Raw genomic sequence first — 18,721 nt, 5'->3', positions numbered from 1 at the left:
TGGTATCCCGACCCTCCTGACTACATGCCGGCAGGCAAGTCCTGGATTCTGAATACCAGGAAAAATGATCTGTCCCTGGAATGCGGGCAGATCAGGCTGAGCGATCCGGCCACCCTCCGGCACGTGCTGTCCACCACGAAGGTCAAGCGGCCCGCCGGCGTCTACGACGGCACGCGCACCACCCTGTATGAGGGCAGCACCACCATCGGCAATCTGTACAAGCTGAATCCGCGCCTGTGGGTGGGCCTTTTCGAGCCCGACTCCCCCTGGAACGTCAAGGTGCGCAGAGTCGTGACCGCCGATATGCGCTTCTCCGGCTGGGGCGACGCGGTCGAGATCGAGCCACCGCCCGCCGAGGAGGTGGCCACGCAGGATGAACTCGTCTTCCCCGACTTCGACTTGAGGCCCGGCAGGCACGGAAAACCGCGCGACGCCCCAGGCAGCGGTAACCGGTCACACGTCGTAGGAGAGCTCGAACTCTCGCCTGCCACTTCGTCAGGAGCCCTCTGCGACAAGTGGCTCCGATGCGGTCGTGTGTCGGCGAAGAAACGCCATTGGAACACAAGACAAGGTAGTGATAACCATCAGCGCAAAGAGGGGCAAGGCGTCGATCCGGATGTTCATCTGCGGATAGAAGGTGGTCATGTACCACTCGTCCAGCGCCGCGAGGAACCAAGCCGCTGCCGGCCAAGCAAGGTGCAGGACCTTCCCACGGGCCTTCGATTCCTGAGGGAGCCGACGCCAAGGCCGCAATCGAAGCGGTGCTCGCCGCTCGAACGGAACTGAGGCAGAACCAGACGAAACCGCGCGACGACCCCAGGCAGGTCATCGCGCGGTAACCGGTCACACGTCGTAGTAGAGCTCGAACTCGTGCGGGTGCGGGCGCAGCCGGATCGGGTCGACCTCGTTCTCACGCTTGTAGGTGACCCATGTCTCGATCAGGTCGGGCGTGAAGACGCCGCCTTCGAGCAGGTAGTCGTGGTCCTCCTCCAGGGCGTTGAGCACGTCGGTGAGGGAGCCGGGCACCTGCGGCACCGAGCGGGCCTCCTCCGGCGGGAGCTCGTACAGGTCCTTGTCGACGGGCTCCGGCGGCTCGATCTTGTTGCGGATGCCGTCGAGGCCGGCCATGAGCATGGCGGAGAAGGCGAAGTACGGGTTGCAGGACGGGTCCGGCACCCGGAACTCGATGCGCTTGGCCTTCGGGTTGGAGCCGGTGATCGGGATCCGGACGCAGGCGGAGCGGTTGCGCTGCGAGTAGACCAGGTTGACCGGCGCCTCGTAGCCCGGCACCAGGCGGTGGTAGGAGTTGACCGTCGGGTTGGTGAAGGCCAGCAGCGACGGGGCGTGCTTGAGCAGGCCGCCGATGTAGTACCGGGCGGTGTCGGACAGGCCCGCGTAGCCGACCTCGTCGTAGAAGAGCGGCGAGCCGTCCTTCCACAGCGACTGGTGGCAGTGCATGCCGGAGCCGTTGTCACCGAAGATCGGCTTGGGCATGAACGTGACGGTGTGGCCGTACTCCATGGCCGTGTTCTTGATGATGTACTTGTACAGCATCAGGTTGTCGGCCGTCTTGAGCAGCGTGCCGAACTTGAAGTCGATCTCCGCCTGGCCGGCCGTGCCGACCTCGTGGTGCTGCATCTCGACCTCGATGCCGCACTCGATGAGGTTGCGGACCATCTCCGAGCGCAGGTCGGTGAAGTGGTCCATGGGCGGCACCGGGAAGTAGCCGCCCTTGTAGCGCGGCTTGTAGCCCAGGTTGCCCCCGTCGGTGGCCTTGCCGGTGTTCCAGGCGCCCTCGATGGAGTCGATGTAGTAGTAGCCGGCGTTCGACTTCGTCTCGAAGCGGACGTCGTCGAAGATGTAGAACTCGGCCTCGGGCCCGAAGTAGACCGTGTCGGCGATGCCGCTGCCCTTGAGGTACTCCTCGGCCTTGCGGGCGACGTTGCGCGGGTCGCGGCTGTAGGCCTCGCCCGTCAGCGGGTCGTGGACGAAGAAGTTGATGTTGAGCGTCTTGTGCTGGCGGAACGGGTCGACGACGGCGGACGACGGGTCCGGCAGGAGCAGCATGTCGGACTCGTGGATCGCCTGGAAGCCACGGATCGACGAGCCGTCGAACATGAGACCGTCGGAGAAGACGGCGGCCGAGAAGTTCTCGACGGGAAAGGTGAAGTGGTGCGTCGTCCCCGGCAGGTCCGTGAACCTGACATCGACGAACTGCACCCCTTCGTCCCTGATGAACTTCAGGACGTCGTCGGCGGAGTTGAACACTCTCGAACCTCCCTGGGGACGGGCTGACACCCCAGAAAGTACGGCGCGGCCGTTTCCGCCCGGTGTCTCGACTGTTTCGCGGGTGTTACGCGCCGTTCACGTCCGGCCACGGGCCGGGAGAGAGGGCGTGCAGGATCGGCGCCGTCGGCTCGGGGGCCGGCTCCGGGGAGGGGGAGACGAGACCGGGCCGGAAGACGACGATCAGCAGGGCCGCCAGGACCACCGCCAGCACGGCCGCGACCGCGTACCAGATCCGCCCCACGCGACGGCGCCGCCGCGGGGCGCGCACGCCCTTGCTCGCCGCGGCGCTCAGGCGGCGGCGCTCCTCCTCGCTGAACTGCGCCACCAGCTCGTGGAAGCGCGCGTCCAAGTCGTCCCCGTACGGCATGGCCTCCATCATGCGCCGAAACCCGCGCGGCACGGAAGCCCGGCCGGGTCACGATCCCGACCACCGGCAGTGGCGGATACGGTTGACGCATGAGCAGGAACGAGCCGCGCTGGACGCAGACCTGGCTGGGCGGTCTCCGGTCCGCCGGAGTCGATCTCGGTTACCCGGGGGAGCGCCTGGGGCTGCCCGAGGAGGGCAGCGGATCCATCGCCGGCTGGGGCCGCCGGATCGCCGCCCTGGTCATCGACTGGCTGATCTGCACGTGGGCCATCGCGCAGCTGCTGCTGAGGACCAACCCGGCCGAGCAGCCGTGGGTGCCCGCGCTCGTCTTCGCGGTGCAGTACCTGGTCCTGGTCGGCATCATGGGGCAGACGTTCGGCCACCGGCTGGCCGGCATCCGCGTGGCGGCGATGGACGGCGGCGACCCGCGCTGGCTCCCGGTGCTGGTGCGCACGGTGCTGCTGGTGCTGGCCCTGCCCGCGGTCCTCTTCGACCGCGACAACCGGGGCATGCACGACCGCATCTCCAACACGATGGTCGTCCGCATGTGACACCCGCGTCCGGTTCACGCGTCCCTCACAGTCGAGGAGGCGGGCCGGCTTCACCGGGACCAGCGCCGCAGACCTCGGCTCCTGCGGGATCGTCCGGATGCTCGACGAGAGCCGAAGGCGGCCTTCCACGCCGTGGCCGCTAGGTTCGAGCGCAGCTGAAGATGGCGGTGCCGGGCAGGTGACGGCCGCGCAGCGGGCTCCAGCCGCCCCACACCCGCTCGTGGCCCTCCGGCCACTCGGGCTCCACCAGCCCGGTGAGGACGAGCCCGGACCCGGCGATCAGGCCCACCCAGTCGCCCAGGGTGCGGTGGTGCTCGACGTAGGTGAGCGTGCCGTGCTCGTCGCGCTCCTCGTACGGGGCGCGGTCGAAGTACGAGCGATCGGAGGTCAGCCCCCGAGGCCCGGGATCGTCCGGGAACGCCCACCGGATCGGATGGCTCACCGAGAACACGAACCGGCCGCCCGGCCGCAGCACCCGGCGCACCTCGGCGAAGACCGCCCCCGGATCGGCCACGAACGGCAGCGCCCCGAACGCCGAGCAGGCCACGTCGAAGCTCTCCGCCGCGAACGGCAGCGCCTCGGCGTCGGCCTGCACCACCGGCACCCGCAGCCCGCTCTCCTGGTCGATGCGGCGGGAGTGGAGCAGCTGGCCGCGTGACAGGTCGAAGGCGGCGACCCGCGCCCCCTCGCTGACCAGCCAGCGGGCGCACTGCGCGGCCCCGCAGCCGATCTCCAGCACGTCACGCCCGCGCACCTCGCCGAGCAGCCGGGCGTCGGCCTCGTCGAGCCCCTCCGGGCACCACACGAAGCCGGCGTCGCGCAGGAAGGCGCCGTGCTCCGCCTGGTAGTCGTCGGCGTTGCCGTCCCACCAGCCGCGGTTCGCCCGCGACGACAGCGACGGCACTAGCGCATCTTGGGGCCGCGCGGCATCCGGGCGCCCCTGGGCATCGGGCCCTTGGGCATCGGCAGGTTCTTCGGCAGGGACCGCAGGCGGTCCTTCACCTCGTTGACCGCGGGCTTCTTCAGGTTGCGGGGCAGCTTCATCAGGTGGCGCTGGAGCTTGGCCAGCGGCACCTGGCCCTCGCCGTCACCGCACTGGATGTCGTAGATCTCCACCCCGAGCACCGCGCGGGAGATGCGCTTCTTCTCGGCGGCGAGCATGCGGGCGGTGCGGTTGCCCGGCCCCTCGGACACCAGGATGACGCCCGGATAGCCCACCACCATGTGGACCAGGTCCTGCTCGCGGTTGACCGCGATGGCAGGGGTGACCTGCCAGTTGCCGCGCATGCCCTGCAGGACGGCGGCGGCGGCGCCGGTCTGCCCGTGCAGCAGCGCGTACTGGGCCTTCTGCGCGAGCTGCCCGAACACCACCAGGCCGACGGTGAACGCCAGCAGGACGCCCAGGAAGATCGAATACCACAGATAGTCCGTGACCAGGCCGATCACGACCACGACAGCAAGCGTGCCGACCGCCGAGAGGAAGACTATCGGCATCCCCTTGGGATTGGACTGCTTGATGATCTGCGCGATCATGCGGAGCTGCTTGATGCGCCCCGGCTTCTCTGGTTCCTCGGACTTCGCCATGCAAGGAAGGATACAAACGAAAAGGACAGGAAGGGGAACGCGCCCGGGAAGCCCCGGGCGTCCCCGGGGCTCCCGCGCGGGATCAGGTCGTCTGGCGGGCGGCGATCGCCTGCTGGTAGAGCCTGCCCGCCCGGTAGGACGAGCGGACCAGGGGGCCGGACAGCACGCCGGCGAAGCCGATCGCCTCGGCCTCCTGCTGCAGCTCCACGAACTCCTCCGGCTTGACCCAGCGCTCCACCGGGTGATGACGGGGGCTCGGCCGCAGGTACTGCGTGATGGTGAGCAGGTCGGTGCCCGCGGAGTGGAGGTCGCGCATCGCCTCCAGGACCTCCTCGCGGGTCTCGCCCAGGCCGAGGATGAGGTTGGACTTGGTCACCAGCCCGGCCTCGCGGGCCGTGGTGATCACCTGGAGCGAGCGCTCGTAGCGGAACGCCGGCCGGATCCGCTTGAAGATCCGCGGCACGGTCTCGACGTTGTGCGCGAACACCTCGGGCTTGCTGGAGAAGACCTCCTCCAGCTGGTCGCGGTCGCCGTTGAAGTCGGGCACGAGCAGCTCGACGCCGCAGCCGGGCACCATCTGGTGGATCTGCCGCGCGGTCTCGGCGTAGAGCCAGGCGCCGCCGTCGGGCAGGTCGTCGCGGGCCACGCCGGTCACGGTCGCGTAGCGCAGGCCCATCTGCCGGACGGACTCGGCCACCCGGCGCGGCTCGTCTCGGTCGTACTCCTTGGGCTTGCCGGTGTCGATCTGGCAGAAGTCGCAGCGGCGGGTGCACTGGTCGCCGCCGATGAGGAACGTCGCCTCGCGGTCCTCCCAGCACTCGTAGATGTTGGGGCAGCCCGCCTCTTCACAGACCGTGTGCAGGCCCTCGCGGCGCACGAGCGATTTCAGCTCGGTGTATTCGGGGCCCGTCTTCAGCTTGGTCTTGATCCACGGGGGCTTGCGCTCGATAGGGGTTTCGGCGTTGCGCACCTCCAGGCGGAGGAGCTTTCGGCCTTCAGGAGCAACGGTCACACTGCCAGCTTACGTCTCCCGCCTCGGTGGCCGCTCAGGGGGCGGATCAGCTGATGAGCCCGAAGCCCCGGATGGCCCGCGTGTAGTGGGCCAGCAGCTCGTCGTCGATCCGCGCGGACTCGGCCTCGCCCAGCAGCTCGGGCGCCGAGCCCGGCCGGGCGGCGCGGGCCAGCGCGTCGCGCCTGATCTCCGGCACGCTCTCGCCGCGCAGCGCCGCCGCCTGCATGGGCGCCAGATAGCGGCCGCCGGCGACCAGCTCCTCCAGCTCCGCCACCTCCTCGGGGGTGACCGCCTGCGCGGCGAGCGTCAGCGCGCGCTCGCGCGCCCGCCTGTCGCCCGAGCGGGCCAGCCGCTTCAGCGCGTACTCGGCCGCCAGCACCGGCGTGCCCAGCACCCCGCCGATCGCCCGGCCGAGCCACCCGGCCACCTCGTAGGCGGTGCCCGGCGTGTCGTGCGCGAGCTCACGGGCGATCTTGTCGCGGGCGTCCTCCCGGGGCGTCAGCGGCGCCGAGCCCATGAGCGCCTGCCGCCACTCGCCCAGCGTCCACAGCGCGCCGCCCACCAGCAGGTCGTCGGCGCCCGCCTCGCCCGCGTACGACATCGCCAGCAGCGTCACCCGCTGCCGCGGCGTCAGCGCCAGCCACACCGGCAGCCCCACCACCAGCACCGGCCTGCGCCTGAGCCCGACCTTCCGGTACGTGGTCTCGGTCGCCAGATCCCTGACCGCCACCAGCTCCGGCGGCCTGACGCCCAGGGCGGACGCCACCCGCCCGGCCGCCCCGTACAGCTCTGCGGCCTCGGCGCGGCCGAGCACCTCGGCGTCGGCGGGCAGCCGCGGCAGGCGTGGCCGCAGCACCCACCCGATGCCGATCAGCGCCCCGCCGGCCAGCACCGCGAAGACGTACTCGGCACCCGCCACGATCGTCCACGCGCCCAGCACGATGAACGCGAACGTCAAAGCGTGGACGAGCAGGGCGACGGCTAACGCGGCGGCACGCTTCACGGCTCCGAGCATAGGCAGCGCCCGGCCGCCTGAGTAGGGCCCGTCAGCGGCGCAGCAGATCCTCCTCGTGGAGGTCGAACGGTTCCCGGCCGAGCGCCTCCGCCAGGCGCTTCTCCGCGATCGGCATGACCTCGTCGGCCACGATGCGCCGGCCCGTCTCCGCCGACAGCGTGGACACGCCGACGTCGGGCAGCCCGCAGGGCACGATCCGGTTGAACCAGCGCGGGTCGTTCGCGCAGTTGAGCGCGAACCCGTGCATCGACACCCCGCGCGACACCCGGATGCCCACCGCGCCGAGCTGCCGGTCGGGCAGCCCCAGGCTGGGATCCCCGGAGGCCCAGACCCCGGGCCGCCCGGTGACGCGCCGGGCGGTGACGCCGAAGTCGGCGCACACCTGGATCATCGTCTCCTCCAGGCGGCACACGTAGTCGACGACGTTCTCGACCGCGACGATCGGGTAGGCGACGAGCTGCCCGGGACCGTGCCAAGTGACCCGTCCGCCCCGGTCGACGTCGATCACGGGGGTGCCGTCGGAGGGGCGCTCGTGATCGGCGGCCCGCTTGCCGGCCGTGTAGACCGGCGCGTGCTCCAGGATCAGCAGCGTGTCGCCGAGCTCACCGGCGGCCCGCTTGCCGTGCACCCAGCGCTGCAGTGACCAGGCCTGCTCGTAGGGGACGTCGACGCCTAGACGGACGATGGCGAGAGAGTGGGGGTCGACCCCGTCGCTGGGGCGCATGTGTCCATTGTGCCGTTCCGTCACCCTTGTAGGGTAATTCAGGATGTCAGCAGCCGCGGTTCGATCCTGAACTCCTTGACCCCGCCGTCGCCGTCGTGCTCCACCCGGTAGGCGTAGCCGCCGCTGCGGGAGGTCACCGCCTGGATGAACTCGGTGCCGACGTAGTGGAGCGCCACGTCCTCGTCGGCCGCGTACCCGCCGGGCAGCTCGCCGCTCGCCACCGACGCGTGCAGCAGCGGGCGGCGCTGCGGCTCGGAGTCGTAGTGGACCCCGCACGAGTACGGCAGCAGGCCCAGCCCGTCGGACCACACCCGCAGCTCGGGGCCGAAGGAGTCGGTGTTGCCGCCCACGTGCCAGCAGAGCGCGCCCGCGCTCTGCCCCGACAGCACCACCCCGGCCCGCCACGCCTCCTCGAACGCCTCGTCCAGGCCGTGCAGCCGCCACAGCGCCATCAGGTTGGCCACGCTGCCGCCGCTCACGTAGATGACGTCCTGCTCCAGGATCCAGGCCCGCGGGTCCTCGACGTTCGGCATCGGGAACAGGGACAGGTGGCTCACCTCGACGTCCCAGCCGTGGAACGCGCCGTACATCTTCAGCAGCCAGTCGGCGCTGTCGCCGGTCGCGGTGGCCAGCAGGCCGAGTTTGGGACGGTCCTGCCCGGTCAGGTCGAGACCGTAGCGCAGCAGCGGGCTCGCCTCGATAGTGCCGAAGCGGCCGGTGGGGCGGAACGAGCCGCCTCCGATCGCGAGGATGTGCGACTGGCTCGACCTGGTCATGTCGATCTCCTGGAGCGAAGTCGGAACAGTTGCCTACAGTACGGCGCGGAGCGCGTTCGTGAGGTCGCTATGGGTGAACTCGTACCCGCTGTCCAAGAGCTTCCCCGGCCGCAGGCGATGGCTCGGCAGCAGCCCCGCCGCCGCGAACTCGCCGATCCCCATCGTCAGCGCGATCTTCGGCACCGGCATCGGCAGCGTCGGCCTGCCCAGCACCTGGCCCAGCGCCCGGGTGAAGGCGGCGTTGGTGACCGGCTCCGGGGAGGCCATGTTGACCGGCCCGGACACCTCGGGCGTCGCCAGAATGTGACGGACCGCGCCCACCCAGTCGGGCTCGCTGATCCACGACCAGTACTGCCGGCCGGACCCCAGCGGTGCACCCAGACCGGCCTTGAACACGGGCAGCATCCGGCGGAGCGCGCCGCCCCGCCCGCTCAGCACGATCCCCGTCCGCAGCCGCGCCACCCGCACCCCGGCGTCCTCGGCGGCGGCCGCCTCCGCCTCCCACCGCCCGCACAGCTCCGGCAGGAACCCGGTCCCCTTCGGCTCGCTCTCGTCGACCACCCGGTCGCCGGTGTCGCCGTAGAAGTCCACCCCCGAGGCGGAGACCAGCACGCCCGGCCGCCGCTCCGTCTCCCGGATCGCGCGCACCAGCACCCGCGTGCTGTCGACGCGACTCCGTACGAGTTCTTTCTTGTACGCGGCGTTCCACCGCTTGTCGGCGATCGGCGCGCCGGCCAGATGCACCACCGCGCTCGCCCCGTCGAGTACCCCCGGGTCCAGCACCCCCTCAGCGGGCCGCCACATCGCCTCATCGGCGTTCCTGGGCTCCCGCCGTACCAGAGTGACCACCCGCTCGCCCGCGCCCCGCAGCGCCGCCACCAGCGCCCCGCCCAGCAACCCCGAAGCCCCGGTCACGATGATCGCCATACCCCCACCCTACGCCGCCACCCCCTCCCGGCACCCGCACCGCGGAGGGTCGCCCCCCGGCGCGCTGTGAGGGATGCCCTCCGGCCTCCGTCGGTGTGCGGAGGGGAGAGAAGCGCAGAGCGGTGTCTCCTCCCTCGTACCGCCGGGCCCGTCAAGGCGGGAACGTCACGACATCCTCCTGACCCCGCACCTTCGCGGACCGGTGCGTGCGGGGCAGGGCGTTGGCCGATCACCGAGAAGAGGTTCTGCCCGGGAACGGGGAAGGCCGGGCGCGACGTGCGCGCCCGGCCCTCTCACCGGTGTGTCGGGGATCAGCCGAGGCCGAGCTGGGCCTCGAAGCGGCCCTCCTCCAGGCGACGCTTGATCGTCGTCAGGAAGCGGGCGGCGTCGGCGCCGTCGACCAGGCGGTGGTCGTACGTGAGCGCCAGGTAGACCATCGACCGGATCGCGATGACCTCGCCCTCGGGCGTGTCGAGCACGACGGGACGCTTGACGACGGCGCCGGTGCCGAGCATGCCGACCTGCGGCTGGTTCAGGATCGGCGTGTCGAACAGGGCGCCGCGGCTGCCGGTGTTGGTCAGCGTGAACGTGCCGCCGGTGATCTCGTCAGGCGTGACCTTGTTGGCACGGGTCCGCTCGGCCAGGTCGGCCGTCTTGCGGGCGAGCCCGGCGAGGTTGAGGTCGCCGGCGTTCTTGATGACCGCCGCGATCAGGCCGCGCTCGGTGTCGACCGCGATGCCCAGGTGCTCGACGTCGAAGTACGTGACCTCCATGGTCTCGTTGTTGATCGTCGCGTTGAGCTTCGGGTGCTGCTTGAGCGCCTCGATGGCGGCCATCTCGAAGAACGGCATGAAGGTCAGCTTGACGCCCTCGCGGCGGAAGAACTCGTCCTTCGCCCGCTCGCGCAGTTGCGCCACCTTGGTGACGTCGACCTCGACGACCGTGGTGAGCTGGGCGGCCGTCTGGAGCGACTCGACCAGCCGCTTGGACATGACCTGCCGCAGCCGCGACATCTTCTCGGTGCGGCCGCGCAGCGTGGTGTCGACCTCGACCGGCTCGGGCGCGGGCGCCGGAGCGGCGGCCTGGGCGGGAGCGGCGGCCTGAGGCGCGGGCGCGGCCGGTGCGGCGGGGGCGGCGGCCGGGGCCTGCGGGGCGGCGGCGGCCTGCTCGCGGAGCCGCCTGGCGGCCTCGAGCACGTCCTGCTTACGGATGCGGCCGCCGACTCCGGTGCCGGTGATGGAGTCGAGGTCCACGCCGTGCTCATTGGCCAGCTTGCGCACCAGCGGCGTCACGTACGGGCTGTCACCCGAGGTGGGCAGCGGCGCCGGAGCCTGCTGGGCGGCGGCGGGCTGCGGGGCGGGCTGGGGCGCGGGCTGCGGGGCCGGCTGGGGAGCCGGGGCCGGGGCGGGCTGCGGGATCGACGAGGCGGGGGCGGGCTGCGGCTCGGGCTCCGGCTGCGGCTCGGGCTCGGGCTCGGGCTGCGCGGCGGGTGCCGCCTCCTGGGCCGGGGCGGCCGCGCCGGCCTGGCCGCTCTCGTCGATGATGGCCAGCTCGGAGCCGACCTCCACCGTCTCGTCCTCCGCCACGACGATCTTCTGGAGCACGCCGGCGGCGGGCGAGGGGATCTCGGTGTCGACCTTGTCGGTCGACACTTCGAGGAGCGGCTCGTCGGCCTCGACGCGCTCGCCCTCCTTCTTCAGCCAACGGGTGACGGTGCCCTCGGTGACGCTCTCGCCGAGCTGGGGCATCTGTACGGAGACCGGCATCGTTATCTTCTCTCGCGTTCTGATCTCGAGGGCTGGACTATTTGTGGACGTGCAGCGGCTTGCCGGCCAGGGCCAGCATCGCCTCCCCGAGCGCCTCTGACTGCGTCGGGTGTGCGTGGATGAGCTGGGCGACCTCCGCGGGCAGCGCCTCCCAGTTGTAGATGAGCTGCCCCTCGGTGACGAGCTCACCGATGCGGCGGCCCACCATGTGGACGCCGACGACCGGCCCGTCCTCGCGGGCGAGCACCTTGACCGCGCCCGCCGTGCCGAGAATCTGGCTCTTGGGGTTGCCCGCCAGGTCGTAGACCTGCTCGACGATCTCGATGCCGCGCTCTGCGGCCTGCGCGGACGTGATGCCGACCGAGGCGACCTCGGGGTCGGAGTAGGTGATCCGCGGCACCCCGGCGTAGTCGATGGGCGCCGGGGCGAGCCCGGCGATGTGCTCGGCGACCATGATGCCCTCGGCGAACCCGGCGTGGGCCAGCTGAGGGGTGGCGATCAGGTCGCCGACGGCGTAGACGCCGGGCGCGGTGGTGCGGCAGTGCTCGTCGACGGTGACCGTGCCGCGCTCGACGGCGACCCCGGCCTCTTCGAAGCCCAGGTCTTCCGTGACCGCGCCGCGGCCCACGGCCACGAGCAGGATCTCGGACTCGAGGGTCTTGCCGTTGTCGAGCGTGACGAGGACACCGACGTCGGTGACCTTGACGCCGTCGAAGCGCACGCCGAGCTCGTACTTGATGCCGCGCCGCCGGAAGGCCCGCTCCAGCAGCTTGGAGCTGGACTCCTCCTCGGCCGGCAGCAGGCGGGGCAGGGCCTCGACGATCGTCACCGAGGCGCCGAACGACCGGTAGACGCTGGCCAGCTCGACCCCGATGACGCCGCCGCCCAGCACGACCACCGAGGACGGCACCCGGTCCATCGTCAGCGTGTGGTCGCTGGTGATGATCCGCTCGCCGTCGATCCGCAGGCCGGGCAGCGACCGGGGCGCCGAGCCGGTCGCCAGCACCACGTGGCTCCCCTCGTACACCTGGGAGCCCACCTGGACGCGGCGAGGGCCGGCGAGCCGGCCCTCGCCCTCCACGATCGTGACGCCCGCGGACCTGAGCAGGCCCTGGACGCCTTTCCAGGCACGGTTGACGATCTTGTCCTTGAACGCGTGGACGCCCTGGACGTCGATGCCGTCGAAGCGCGCCCGCACGCCGACCGACTCGCTCTCCCTGGTCTCGTCGGCCACCTCGGCGACGTGCAGCATGGCCTTGGTGGGGATGCACCCCCGGTGGAGGCAGGTGCCGCCGATCTTGTCCTTCTCGACCAGCGCGACGGACATGCCCAGCTCGGCCGCCCGCAGCGCGCAGGCGTACCCGCCGCTGCCGCCACCTAGGACGACGATGTCGTAGGCCACAGGAAGGCTCCTTGTCGGGGTGGTCTTGACGCCTTCATCTTTTCATTTGTTCGCGGTGCCCGCGTGCCGCTCGGCCAGTCCGATGAGCGTGCGGGTGACGGCGCCCGTGCCGCCCTTGGGCGTGTAGCCGTACGCCTCGCCCTTGTTGAACGCGGGACCGGCCATGTCGATGTGGGCCCAGCGCACCCCGTCGGGCACGAACTCCTTCAGAAAGAGGCCGGCGGCGAGCATGCTGCCCCAGCGGTCCGGCTGCAGGTTGGCGATGTCGGCGACCGCCGAGTCGAGGCCCTTGCGCAGCTCCTCGGGCAGCGGCATGCCCCAGGCGCCCTCGCCCGCGGCGCCCGCCACCTCGACGACCAGCTCGCGCAGCTCGTCGTCGTTGGCCATGACGCCGGCGGTGCGCCAGCCGAGCGCGACGATCTGGGCGCCGGTCAGCGTGGCCACGTCGATGATCGCGTCGGGGTTGTCCTCGGCGGCGCGGGCGATGCCGTCCATCAGGACCAGGCGGCCCTCGGCGTCGGTGTCGAGCACCTCGACGGTCTTGCCGCTGTAGCTGTGGATGACGTCGGAGGGGCGCTGCGCGGTGCCGCTCGGCAGGTTCTCCGCCAGGCAGAGGTAGCCGATCGCGTTGACCCGCAGGCCCAGCCTGGCGATGCCGACGAGCGCGCCGAAGACCGCGCCCGCGCCGCCCATGTCGGACTTCATCCAGTCCATGGACGCGGAGGGCTTCAGCGACAGGCCGCCGGAGTCGAAGGTGATGCCCTTGCCGACGAACGCCAGGGTCTTGCCGGCCTCGGGGTGGGTGTAGGAGAGGCGGACCAGGCGCGGCGGGTTGGCCGAACCCTGGCCGACGCCGATGATGCCGCCGTAGCCGCCGTCCTTGAGCTGCTTGTCGTCGAGCACCTCGACGGACAGGCCGGCCTCGGTGGCGGTCCGCTCGGCGATCTCGGCGAACTTGGCCGGCCACAGGTCGGACGGCGGGGTGTTGACCAGGTCGCGCACCAGGGTGACGGACTCGGCCAGGACAGTGGCGCGCTCGGCGGCCTCGGCGGGCGCGCCGGACAGCACGGTCAGCTCGCCGACCGGCTCCTTCTGGCCCTCGTCGGTGCGGTAGCGCGAGAACGCGTAGGCCCCCAGCAGCCCGCCCAGCGTTACGGCCTCCGCCTGCTCCGCCGAGTCGGCCGGCAGGAGCAGCGCGGCGCGCGCGGTGCCGGCCAGCGAGCGCACCGCGGCGCCCGCGGCGCGGCGCAGACTCTCCAGGTCGTCCGACTCCCCGAGGCCGACCGCGACCAGCAGCGGCGCGGTGACGGACCCGAAGGTGGGAAGCTTGGCGACCTCACCGGGCTTGCCGTCGAACCCCAGAGAGGACAGGGAGGCGGCCAACTTGCCGCCGAAGGCCGAATCGAGGGGCTCCGCGCTCGTCGCGGGACGAGGACCTTCGGGGCCGGACCGGAAACCGACGATCAGCGCGTCGGTGTCGAACGAGACGGGATCTGCTGAGTTCAGCCGCACAGTGGTCACGTAAACCGACTCTATCGAGGGTTTCTGCCGACTAACAAACAGGGGCTCATCCCATGATTCGCCTCTCGCGCCGGTAACGACATGGTGCTAGTTTCATTAGCACCATGTTGCTGACGCTGGACCTCAACGACGCCCGCCCCCTGCACGAGCAGGTGGCCGCGGCCATCCGGCGCGCGATCGGCGAGGGCCACTACGTCCCCGGTGACCGGCTGCCCCCGGCCCGCGACATCGCGGCGGCGCTGGGGATCAACTCCAACACCGTGCTGCGCGCCCTGCGCGAGCTGCGCGACGAGGGGTTGCTGGAGTTCAGGCGCGGGCGCGGCGTCAGCGTCTCCGCCCGCGCCGACGGTCGCGCCCTGCTCCGCGAGCGGGCGCGCGAACTGCTGGACGAGGCCAGGAAGTACGGATACCGCAGGGAGGACCTGATCACCCTTATCGAGGAGCTCGCATGAACCTCCGCACCGCCGCCCTGCCCGCGGGCGCGGTCGTGGCCGCCGCGGTGGTCGCGCCGCCGCTGGCGCTGCGTGACCGGCTGCCCGACCCGATGGCCATCCACTGGGGGCCCGGCATGGTCCCCGACAACGCGGCGTCCTTCTCCGTCCACCTGATCATGATGGCGGCGCTGTGGGGCCTCCTCTGGCTGGGCCTGGTCGCGGCCGCCCGGCGGGCCGTGGACAGCAGGCCGGGGCGGGTGTCCTGGTGGGCGCTGTTCTCCGGCGGCGCGCTGTTCGCGATCCTCATCTCCGCCACGACGCTCTGGGCCAACCTCGACGCCCCGGTCTGGACGGACGCGCGGCTGGACCCGCTCGCCACGGCGGCGGTGGTGATCCTGCCGCTGGCGGTCGCGGTGCTCTCCGGCTATCTGGGCAGGGGCGAGCCCGACCCGCCCGCGTACGACGCACAGCCGCCGCGGCTCAGGCTGCGCAGCGGCGAGCGGGCCGTCTGGGTCAGCCGCATCAGCAACCCGTGGCCGCTGATCATCAGCGGCGCGGGCGCCGCCGTGCTGTTCGTGCTCGGCACCCTGGAGATGACCGGGTTCGTCCGCATGTCGTCCATCGCCGCCGTGCTGCCCGCGCTGGTGGTCGTGCTGCTGGTCGGGCTCTTCGCGTCGTCGCTCAGCGCGCGCGTCAGCGAGGACGGGCTGGTGCTGGCGTTCGGGCCGTTCGGCTGGCCGGTCCGGCGCATCCGGCTGGACAAGATCCATCACGCTCACGTCGAGGAGCGGTACCCCAGCCAGGTCGGCGGCTGGGGACTGCGCGGCCTGCCCGGCAGGACCACCATCATGCTGCGCGGCGGCGAATGCCTCATCCTCACCTACCACTCCGGCGGCCGGCTCGGCGTCAGCATCGACGACGCCGAGCGCGGCGCCGCACTGATCAACACCCTCATAGCAGAAAGGACGGCCGCGTGAAACCGCTCCCCCTCTTCCTCGCCGTCTCCTTCGTCCTGTCCTGGCTCGTCGCGCTGCCGCTCTGGCTGGGCGGCGGCCTGAGCCATCCGCTGCTGCCGGTCCTGGGCATGATCATGATGTTCACGCCCTCGCTCGGGGTGCTGGCGGCGTGGCGGGTGTCGCGGACGCCGTTCCGCGCCTGGGCCCGCGAGACCGGGCTCACGCTCGGGGAGCGCAAGGGCCGCACCGCGCTGATCGTGATCGCCGCCTGGCTCGGCGTCCCCGCGCTGCTGGTCGCCTCGCTGGCGCTCAGCGTCGCGCTCGGGCTGGTCAGCCTCGACCTGGACGGGCTGAGCCTCTTCCGGTCGCAGCTGGAGGCGCAGAACGTGCCCGTGCCCGCCGACCTGACCACCGCGTTCGTCCTGCAGTTCGTCGTCGGCGTCGTGGCCGGGCCGCTGCTCAACGCCATCCCCTCGCTGGGCGAGGAGTGGGGCTGGCGCGGCTACCTGGTGCCCCGGCTCACCAGCACGCGCGGCGTCGTGGCCGGGCTGATGCTCTCGGGCCTGATCTGGGGGCTCTGGCACGCGCCGCTCACCCTGCTCGGCTACAACTACCCCAACCTCGGCGCCGGGGCCGCCCTCTACTTCACCGGCTTCTGCGTGATCGCCGGGGTGGTGTTCGGCTGGCTGCGGCTCCGCTCGGGCAGCGTGTGGCCCGCCGTCGTGGCGCACGGCTCGCTCAACGCGACCGCGCCCATCATCCTGGTCATCGGCGACGCCGCCGAGCCGCCCAACATGGCGCTCGCCGGGCTGACCGGCCTCGTGGGCTGGGTCCTGCTCGCGATCTGCGGCGCCGTCCTGCTCAAGGCCTTCCCGGTACGGGCGGCGTCCGGCGAGGAGGCGGCCGCGTCTCAGGCGACCAGCGCGTAGACCACCAGGGTCGCGGCGGCGGCGGTCTCCACCAGCGCGCCCAGCACGTCACCGGTGACCCCGCCGAGCCTGCGCCTGGCGTGCCGGAGCAGCGCCAGCGCGGCGCCCAGCCCGGCCAGCAGCGCGACGGGCGGGCCGAGAACCCCCGGCCACAGCTCCCAGACGGCCGCGTAGGGGCTCGGCCCCAGGGACTCGACGTAGATGTACAGGTTCCGGAACTCGTCAGCAGGCCGCTCGGGAGCCTCCGCGGCCCACACCCGCACCGCCGTGGCGGCCGGGCAGAGGGCCGCGGTGACGAGCAGGGCGGCGCCGGTCACCACGAGAGCGGTGCCGGTCCGTACCGTGCCCGCGACCATCGCGCCCAGCCCGCCGGGCCGGGCGGCGGGCACGGCGGGGCGGCAGGCCCAGGCGAGCGTCAGGCGGCCCGCCACGCAGGCCGTCACCAGGCCGGCGGCCCCCGCTTCCGTCAGGGCCGCCACCTGGACCAGGACCGTGAACAGCACGGCCAGCACGCCGAACGGCCCGATGTCCGACTTTTTCATGATGTCGAGCGCCTGGGCGGCGGGCTTCCCGCTGCCCAGCCCGTCCGCCAGGTCCGCGAGCCCGTCCAGGTGCAGCCCCCGCGTCAGTAACGCCAGCAGCCCCAGCGCCAGCGCCGCGCCCAGCAGCGGCGGCCCCGGCAGCAGCAACGGCAGCGCCGCGACCGCGCCCAGCACCAGCCCCACCGCCGGGGCCAGCGCCATCGCCCGCCCCGCCGTCACACGGTCGACCCGCGTCACCCGTACCGGGAACACGCTGAGCGTGCCGAACGCCAGGCGCAGCCCGCCGGCGCTCACAGCAGAGAGTGGAGCGACCGGTAATAGGCCAGCTTGGCCTCGTCGACCTCGTCCAGCCCGTACGCGGCCAGGAAGTCGGCGGCGGCCGGCTCCGCCAGGTGGAGCAGCGCGACGGCCAGGTCCATGTAGCGGTCGGCCACACCCAGCTCGCCGAGATCCACGAAGATCGCTTCCCCTGAGTACGAGGCCAGCACGTTCGCCGGGGTGAAGTCGCCGTGCGTGACCACCGGATCCTCGTCGGCCGGGCGCTCCAGCAGCAGCTTGTCGTACACCTGCTCGGGCGTCAGACCGGCGTGGCGCGCGGCGACGGCCGCCCGGTCGACCAGCCCCGCCCGCACCCGCTCGGCCGCCCGGTCCAGCTTGACGTCCAGGCGCTCGTCGAACGGGCACTCCTCCACCGGGATCGCGTGCAGCGCGCGCAGCGCCCGGCCCATGATCGTGCCGGCCTCGGGCGGCGGCTTGCGATCGAGGCTCCGCCAGCCCGCCTCGGCCAGCACCAGCACGTTGCCCTCGAAGGCCACCACGTCGGGCACGTTCGCCCACCGCTTCAGCCAGCGCAGCCGCCCGTGCTCGGTCACCGCCAGCGGGCCCTGCTTGATGAAGAACTCGCCGTTGGGGCCGGTCACCCGCAGCGTCTCGGGGCCCGAATGGTCGTCAGACCAGATCGCATCCTCGCCGCCGACCAGGTCGAAGATGTTCTCAGGGAAGCGCATGATTACCGATCCTAAGGGCTCCAACCAGGCGTTTTGACAGCGTGGCGGCGGACCGGTCACCGGATTCCCCTAGGCTGGCCGGATGCACGTGGTTGAACTCGAAGGCGTAGGCGTCCGGGCGGGCGGCAAGACCCTGCTCGACGCGGTCGACTGGCGGGTGGCCTACGGCGACCACTGGGTCGTCCTGGGCCCCAACGGCGCCGGCAAGACGACCCTGCTGTCGCTCGCGGCCGCCGTGCGGCACCCCACCGTGGGCGCCGTGACCGTGCTCGGCCACCGGCTCGGCCGCGTCGACCTGCGCGAGCTACGCCGCCACATCGGGCTGGTCTCCTCCAGCCAGCACCTCATCGACGAGGAACTGCTGGAAGAGGAGGGCGCCACCGCCCACACCGTGGTGCTCACCGGCCACACCGCCACCAGCGCCCCCCTGTGGGACCGCTACGGCGACGCCGAGCACGAGCGGGCCCTGCGGCTCCTCGCCGACCTCGGCTGCAAGGACCTCGCCGACCGGCGGTTCCGGGTCTGCTCACAGGGGGAGCGGGCCCGGATCCGGGTGGCCAGGGCGCTCATGGCCGACCCGGCGGTGCTCCTCCTCGACGAACCCTTCGCCGGGCTCGACCTGCCCGCCCGCGAAGACCTCATCACCGCCGTCGAGCACCTGGCCGAGACCCGCCCGGTGCTGACCACGATCACCGTCACCCACCACCTGGAGGAGGTGCCCGCCACGACCACGCACGCGCTGCTGCTGCGCGAGGGGCGGGTGCTGGCGGCGGGCCCGGTGGCGGACGTCCTCACCCCGGCCAACCTCTCCGACTGCTTCGGCCTCCCCCTCCACGTCGACCGCCTCCACGGCCGCTGGTACGCCCGCTCGGTCCGCTGAGGGTCTCCGATCTCAGGGAAGGGGCGTCTGCACGGCCGC

20 protein-coding genes are annotated in these 18,721 nt (G+C 71.9%); 6 read left to right on the top strand and 14 right to left on the bottom strand.

All coding sequences use genetic code 11. The features are described 5' to 3' along the window. The first annotated feature begins 24 nt into the window (after nt 1-24). Nucleotides 25-786 (top strand): hypothetical protein, encoded by a 762-nt coding sequence (locus AB0J42_RS23955; protein WP_364297938.1) that lies wholly within the window; start codon nt 25-27, stop codon nt 784-786. Between the two features lie 57 nt (nt 787-843). Here the strand turns inward: AB0J42_RS23955 and glnA are convergent, their stop codons facing one another. Further along, nucleotides 844-2,268: a type I glutamate--ammonia ligase gene (glnA, locus tag AB0J42_RS23950; RefSeq protein ID WP_364297936.1), complete on the bottom strand. Its 1,425-nt coding sequence runs from the start codon at nt 2,266-2,268 to the stop codon at nt 844-846. A gap of 85 nt (nt 2,269-2,353) precedes the next feature. Next, nucleotides 2,354-2,656: a hypothetical protein gene (locus AB0J42_RS23945; protein WP_364297934.1), complete on the bottom strand. Its 303-nt coding sequence runs from the start codon at nt 2,654-2,656 to the stop codon at nt 2,354-2,356. 89 nt (nt 2,657-2,745) lie between these two features. Between AB0J42_RS23945 and AB0J42_RS23940 the strand changes: the two genes are divergently transcribed. Then, on the top strand, nt 2,746-3,207 hold the full coding sequence (locus AB0J42_RS23940) for an RDD family protein (RefSeq protein ID WP_364297932.1): 462 nt from the start codon (nt 2,746-2,748) through the stop codon (nt 3,205-3,207). Nucleotides 3,208-3,346: 139 nt separating this feature from the next. Here AB0J42_RS23940 and AB0J42_RS23935 read toward each other — a convergent pair whose 3' ends face one another. From AB0J42_RS23935 to AB0J42_RS23890, 10 genes are all read right to left on the bottom strand, one after another. Continuing rightward, nucleotides 3,347-4,111 (bottom strand): methyltransferase domain-containing protein, encoded by a 765-nt coding sequence (locus AB0J42_RS23935; RefSeq protein WP_364297930.1) that lies wholly within the window; start codon nt 4,109-4,111, stop codon nt 3,347-3,349. Next, nucleotides 4,111-4,791: a DUF4191 domain-containing protein gene (locus AB0J42_RS23930; RefSeq protein ID WP_364297928.1), complete on the bottom strand. Its 681-nt coding sequence runs from the start codon at nt 4,789-4,791 to the stop codon at nt 4,111-4,113. Before AB0J42_RS23930 ends, AB0J42_RS23935 begins: the two co-directional genes overlap by 1 nt. 82 nt (nt 4,792-4,873) lie before the next feature. Next, nucleotides 4,874-5,803 (bottom strand): lipoyl synthase, encoded by a 930-nt coding sequence (gene lipA / locus AB0J42_RS23925; protein WP_364297926.1) that lies wholly within the window; start codon nt 5,801-5,803, stop codon nt 4,874-4,876. A gap of 46 nt (nt 5,804-5,849) precedes the next feature. Further along, nucleotides 5,850-6,806, bottom strand: coding sequence for a hypothetical protein (locus tag AB0J42_RS23920; protein WP_364297924.1), 957 nt, complete (start codon nt 6,804-6,806; stop codon nt 5,850-5,852). A gap of 43 nt (nt 6,807-6,849) precedes the next feature. Further along, nucleotides 6,850-7,542 carry a lipoyl(octanoyl) transferase LipB gene (lipB, locus tag AB0J42_RS23915; RefSeq protein WP_364297922.1) on the bottom strand — a complete coding sequence of 231 codons (693 nt, stop codon included), beginning with the start codon at nt 7,540-7,542 and terminating at the stop codon, nt 6,850-6,852. Nucleotides 7,543-7,580: 38 nt separating this feature from the next. Then, nucleotides 7,581-8,318 (bottom strand): peptidase E, encoded by a 738-nt coding sequence (locus AB0J42_RS23910; RefSeq protein ID WP_364297920.1) that lies wholly within the window; start codon nt 8,316-8,318, stop codon nt 7,581-7,583. Between the two features lie 33 nt (nt 8,319-8,351). Next, a complete protein-coding gene (locus AB0J42_RS23905; protein WP_364297918.1) occupies nt 8,352-9,245 on the bottom strand; it encodes a TIGR01777 family oxidoreductase in 894 nt (297 codons plus the stop codon). A gap of 311 nt (nt 9,246-9,556) precedes the next feature. Beyond that, a complete protein-coding gene (gene sucB / locus AB0J42_RS23900; RefSeq protein ID WP_364297916.1) occupies nt 9,557-11,011 on the bottom strand; it encodes a 2-oxoglutarate dehydrogenase, E2 component, dihydrolipoamide succinyltransferase in 1,455 nt (484 codons plus the stop codon). A 37-nt stretch (nt 11,012-11,048) separates the two neighbouring features. Beyond that, on the bottom strand, nt 11,049-12,413 hold the full coding sequence (gene lpdA / locus AB0J42_RS23895; RefSeq protein ID WP_364297914.1) for a dihydrolipoyl dehydrogenase: 1,365 nt from the start codon (nt 12,411-12,413) through the stop codon (nt 11,049-11,051). Nucleotides 12,414-12,455: 42 nt separating this feature from the next. Further along, nucleotides 12,456-13,934, bottom strand: a complete 1,479-nt coding sequence (locus tag AB0J42_RS23890; RefSeq protein ID WP_364297912.1) for a leucyl aminopeptidase — start codon at nt 13,932-13,934, stop codon at nt 12,456-12,458. Nucleotides 13,935-14,038: 104 nt separating this feature from the next. Between AB0J42_RS23890 and AB0J42_RS23885 the strand changes: the two genes are divergently transcribed. The 3 genes from AB0J42_RS23885 to AB0J42_RS23875 are packed head-to-tail and all read left to right on the top strand — an operon-like array spanning nt 14,039 to nt 16,253. Beyond that, a complete protein-coding gene (locus AB0J42_RS23885; RefSeq protein WP_364297910.1) occupies nt 14,039-14,386 on the top strand; it encodes a GntR family transcriptional regulator in 348 nt (115 codons plus the stop codon). Further along, on the top strand, nt 14,383-15,345 hold the full coding sequence (locus AB0J42_RS23880) for a hypothetical protein (protein WP_364297908.1): 963 nt from the start codon (nt 14,383-14,385) through the stop codon (nt 15,343-15,345). The genes AB0J42_RS23885 and AB0J42_RS23880 overlap by 4 nt, the downstream gene beginning before the upstream one ends. Beyond that, a complete protein-coding gene (locus AB0J42_RS23875; protein WP_364297906.1) occupies nt 15,342-16,253 on the top strand; it encodes a CPBP family intramembrane glutamic endopeptidase in 912 nt (303 codons plus the stop codon). Before AB0J42_RS23880 ends, AB0J42_RS23875 begins: the two co-directional genes overlap by 4 nt. Here AB0J42_RS23875 and AB0J42_RS23870 read toward each other — a convergent pair. Together AB0J42_RS23870 and AB0J42_RS23865 are read right to left on the bottom strand one after the other, a co-directional pair. Next, nucleotides 16,235-17,089: an adenosylcobinamide-GDP ribazoletransferase gene (locus AB0J42_RS23870; protein ID WP_364297904.1), complete on the bottom strand. Its 855-nt coding sequence runs from the start codon at nt 17,087-17,089 to the stop codon at nt 16,235-16,237. The genes AB0J42_RS23875 and AB0J42_RS23870 overlap by 19 nt on opposite strands. After that, nucleotides 17,086-17,802: an aminoglycoside 3'-phosphotransferase gene (locus AB0J42_RS23865; protein ID WP_364297902.1), complete on the bottom strand. Its 717-nt coding sequence runs from the start codon at nt 17,800-17,802 to the stop codon at nt 17,086-17,088. The genes AB0J42_RS23870 and AB0J42_RS23865 overlap by 4 nt, the downstream gene beginning before the upstream one ends. A gap of 82 nt (nt 17,803-17,884) precedes the next feature. Here AB0J42_RS23865 and AB0J42_RS23860 point away from each other — a divergent pair, with 82 nt between their 5' ends. Next, nucleotides 17,885-18,682, top strand: coding sequence for an ATP-binding cassette domain-containing protein (locus AB0J42_RS23860; RefSeq protein WP_364297900.1), 798 nt, complete (start codon nt 17,885-17,887; stop codon nt 18,680-18,682). Nucleotides 18,683-18,721 lie beyond the last annotated feature (39 nt).

The sequence above is a fragment of the Nonomuraea sp. NPDC049649 genome, assembly GCF_040675175.1.
GTDB lineage: Bacteria > Actinomycetota > Actinomycetes > Streptosporangiales > Streptosporangiaceae > Nonomuraea.
Note: the sequence above shows the minus strand (reverse complement) of the source record. Positions and strands in the feature narration are given on the sequence as shown.

Bases quoted from the DNA above. Each gene is read 5' to 3' on its own strand.
- sucB (WP_364297916.1), bottom strand. From the start codon at position 11,011: ATGCCGGTCTCCGTACAGATGCCCCAGCTCGGCGAGAGCGTCACCGAG.
- AB0J42_RS23865 (WP_364297902.1), bottom strand. From the start codon at position 17,802: ATGCGCTTCCCTGAGAACATCTTCGACCTGGTCGGCGGCGAGGATGCG.
- AB0J42_RS23955 (WP_364297938.1), top strand. From the start codon at position 25: ATGCCGGCAGGCAAGTCCTGGATTCTGAATACCAGGAAAAATGATCTG.
- AB0J42_RS23910 (WP_364297920.1), bottom strand. From the start codon at position 8,318: ATGACCAGGTCGAGCCAGTCGCACATCCTCGCGATCGGAGGCGGCTCG.
- AB0J42_RS23930 (WP_364297928.1), bottom strand. From the start codon at position 4,791: ATGGCGAAGTCCGAGGAACCAGAGAAGCCGGGGCGCATCAAGCAGCTC.
- AB0J42_RS23945 (WP_364297934.1), bottom strand. From the start codon at position 2,656: ATGCCGTACGGGGACGACTTGGACGCGCGCTTCCACGAGCTGGTGGCG.
- AB0J42_RS23940 (WP_364297932.1), top strand. From the start codon at position 2,746: ATGAGCAGGAACGAGCCGCGCTGGACGCAGACCTGGCTGGGCGGTCTC.
- AB0J42_RS23885 (WP_364297910.1), top strand. From the start codon at position 14,039: ATGTTGCTGACGCTGGACCTCAACGACGCCCGCCCCCTGCACGAGCAG.
- lipB (WP_364297922.1), bottom strand. From the start codon at position 7,542: ATGCGCCCCAGCGACGGGGTCGACCCCCACTCTCTCGCCATCGTCCGT.
- AB0J42_RS23880 (WP_364297908.1), top strand. From the start codon at position 14,383: ATGAACCTCCGCACCGCCGCCCTGCCCGCGGGCGCGGTCGTGGCCGCC.
- AB0J42_RS23860 (WP_364297900.1), top strand. From the start codon at position 17,885: ATGCACGTGGTTGAACTCGAAGGCGTAGGCGTCCGGGCGGGCGGCAAG.
- AB0J42_RS23905 (WP_364297918.1), bottom strand. From the start codon at position 9,245: ATGGCGATCATCGTGACCGGGGCTTCGGGGTTGCTGGGCGGGGCGCTG.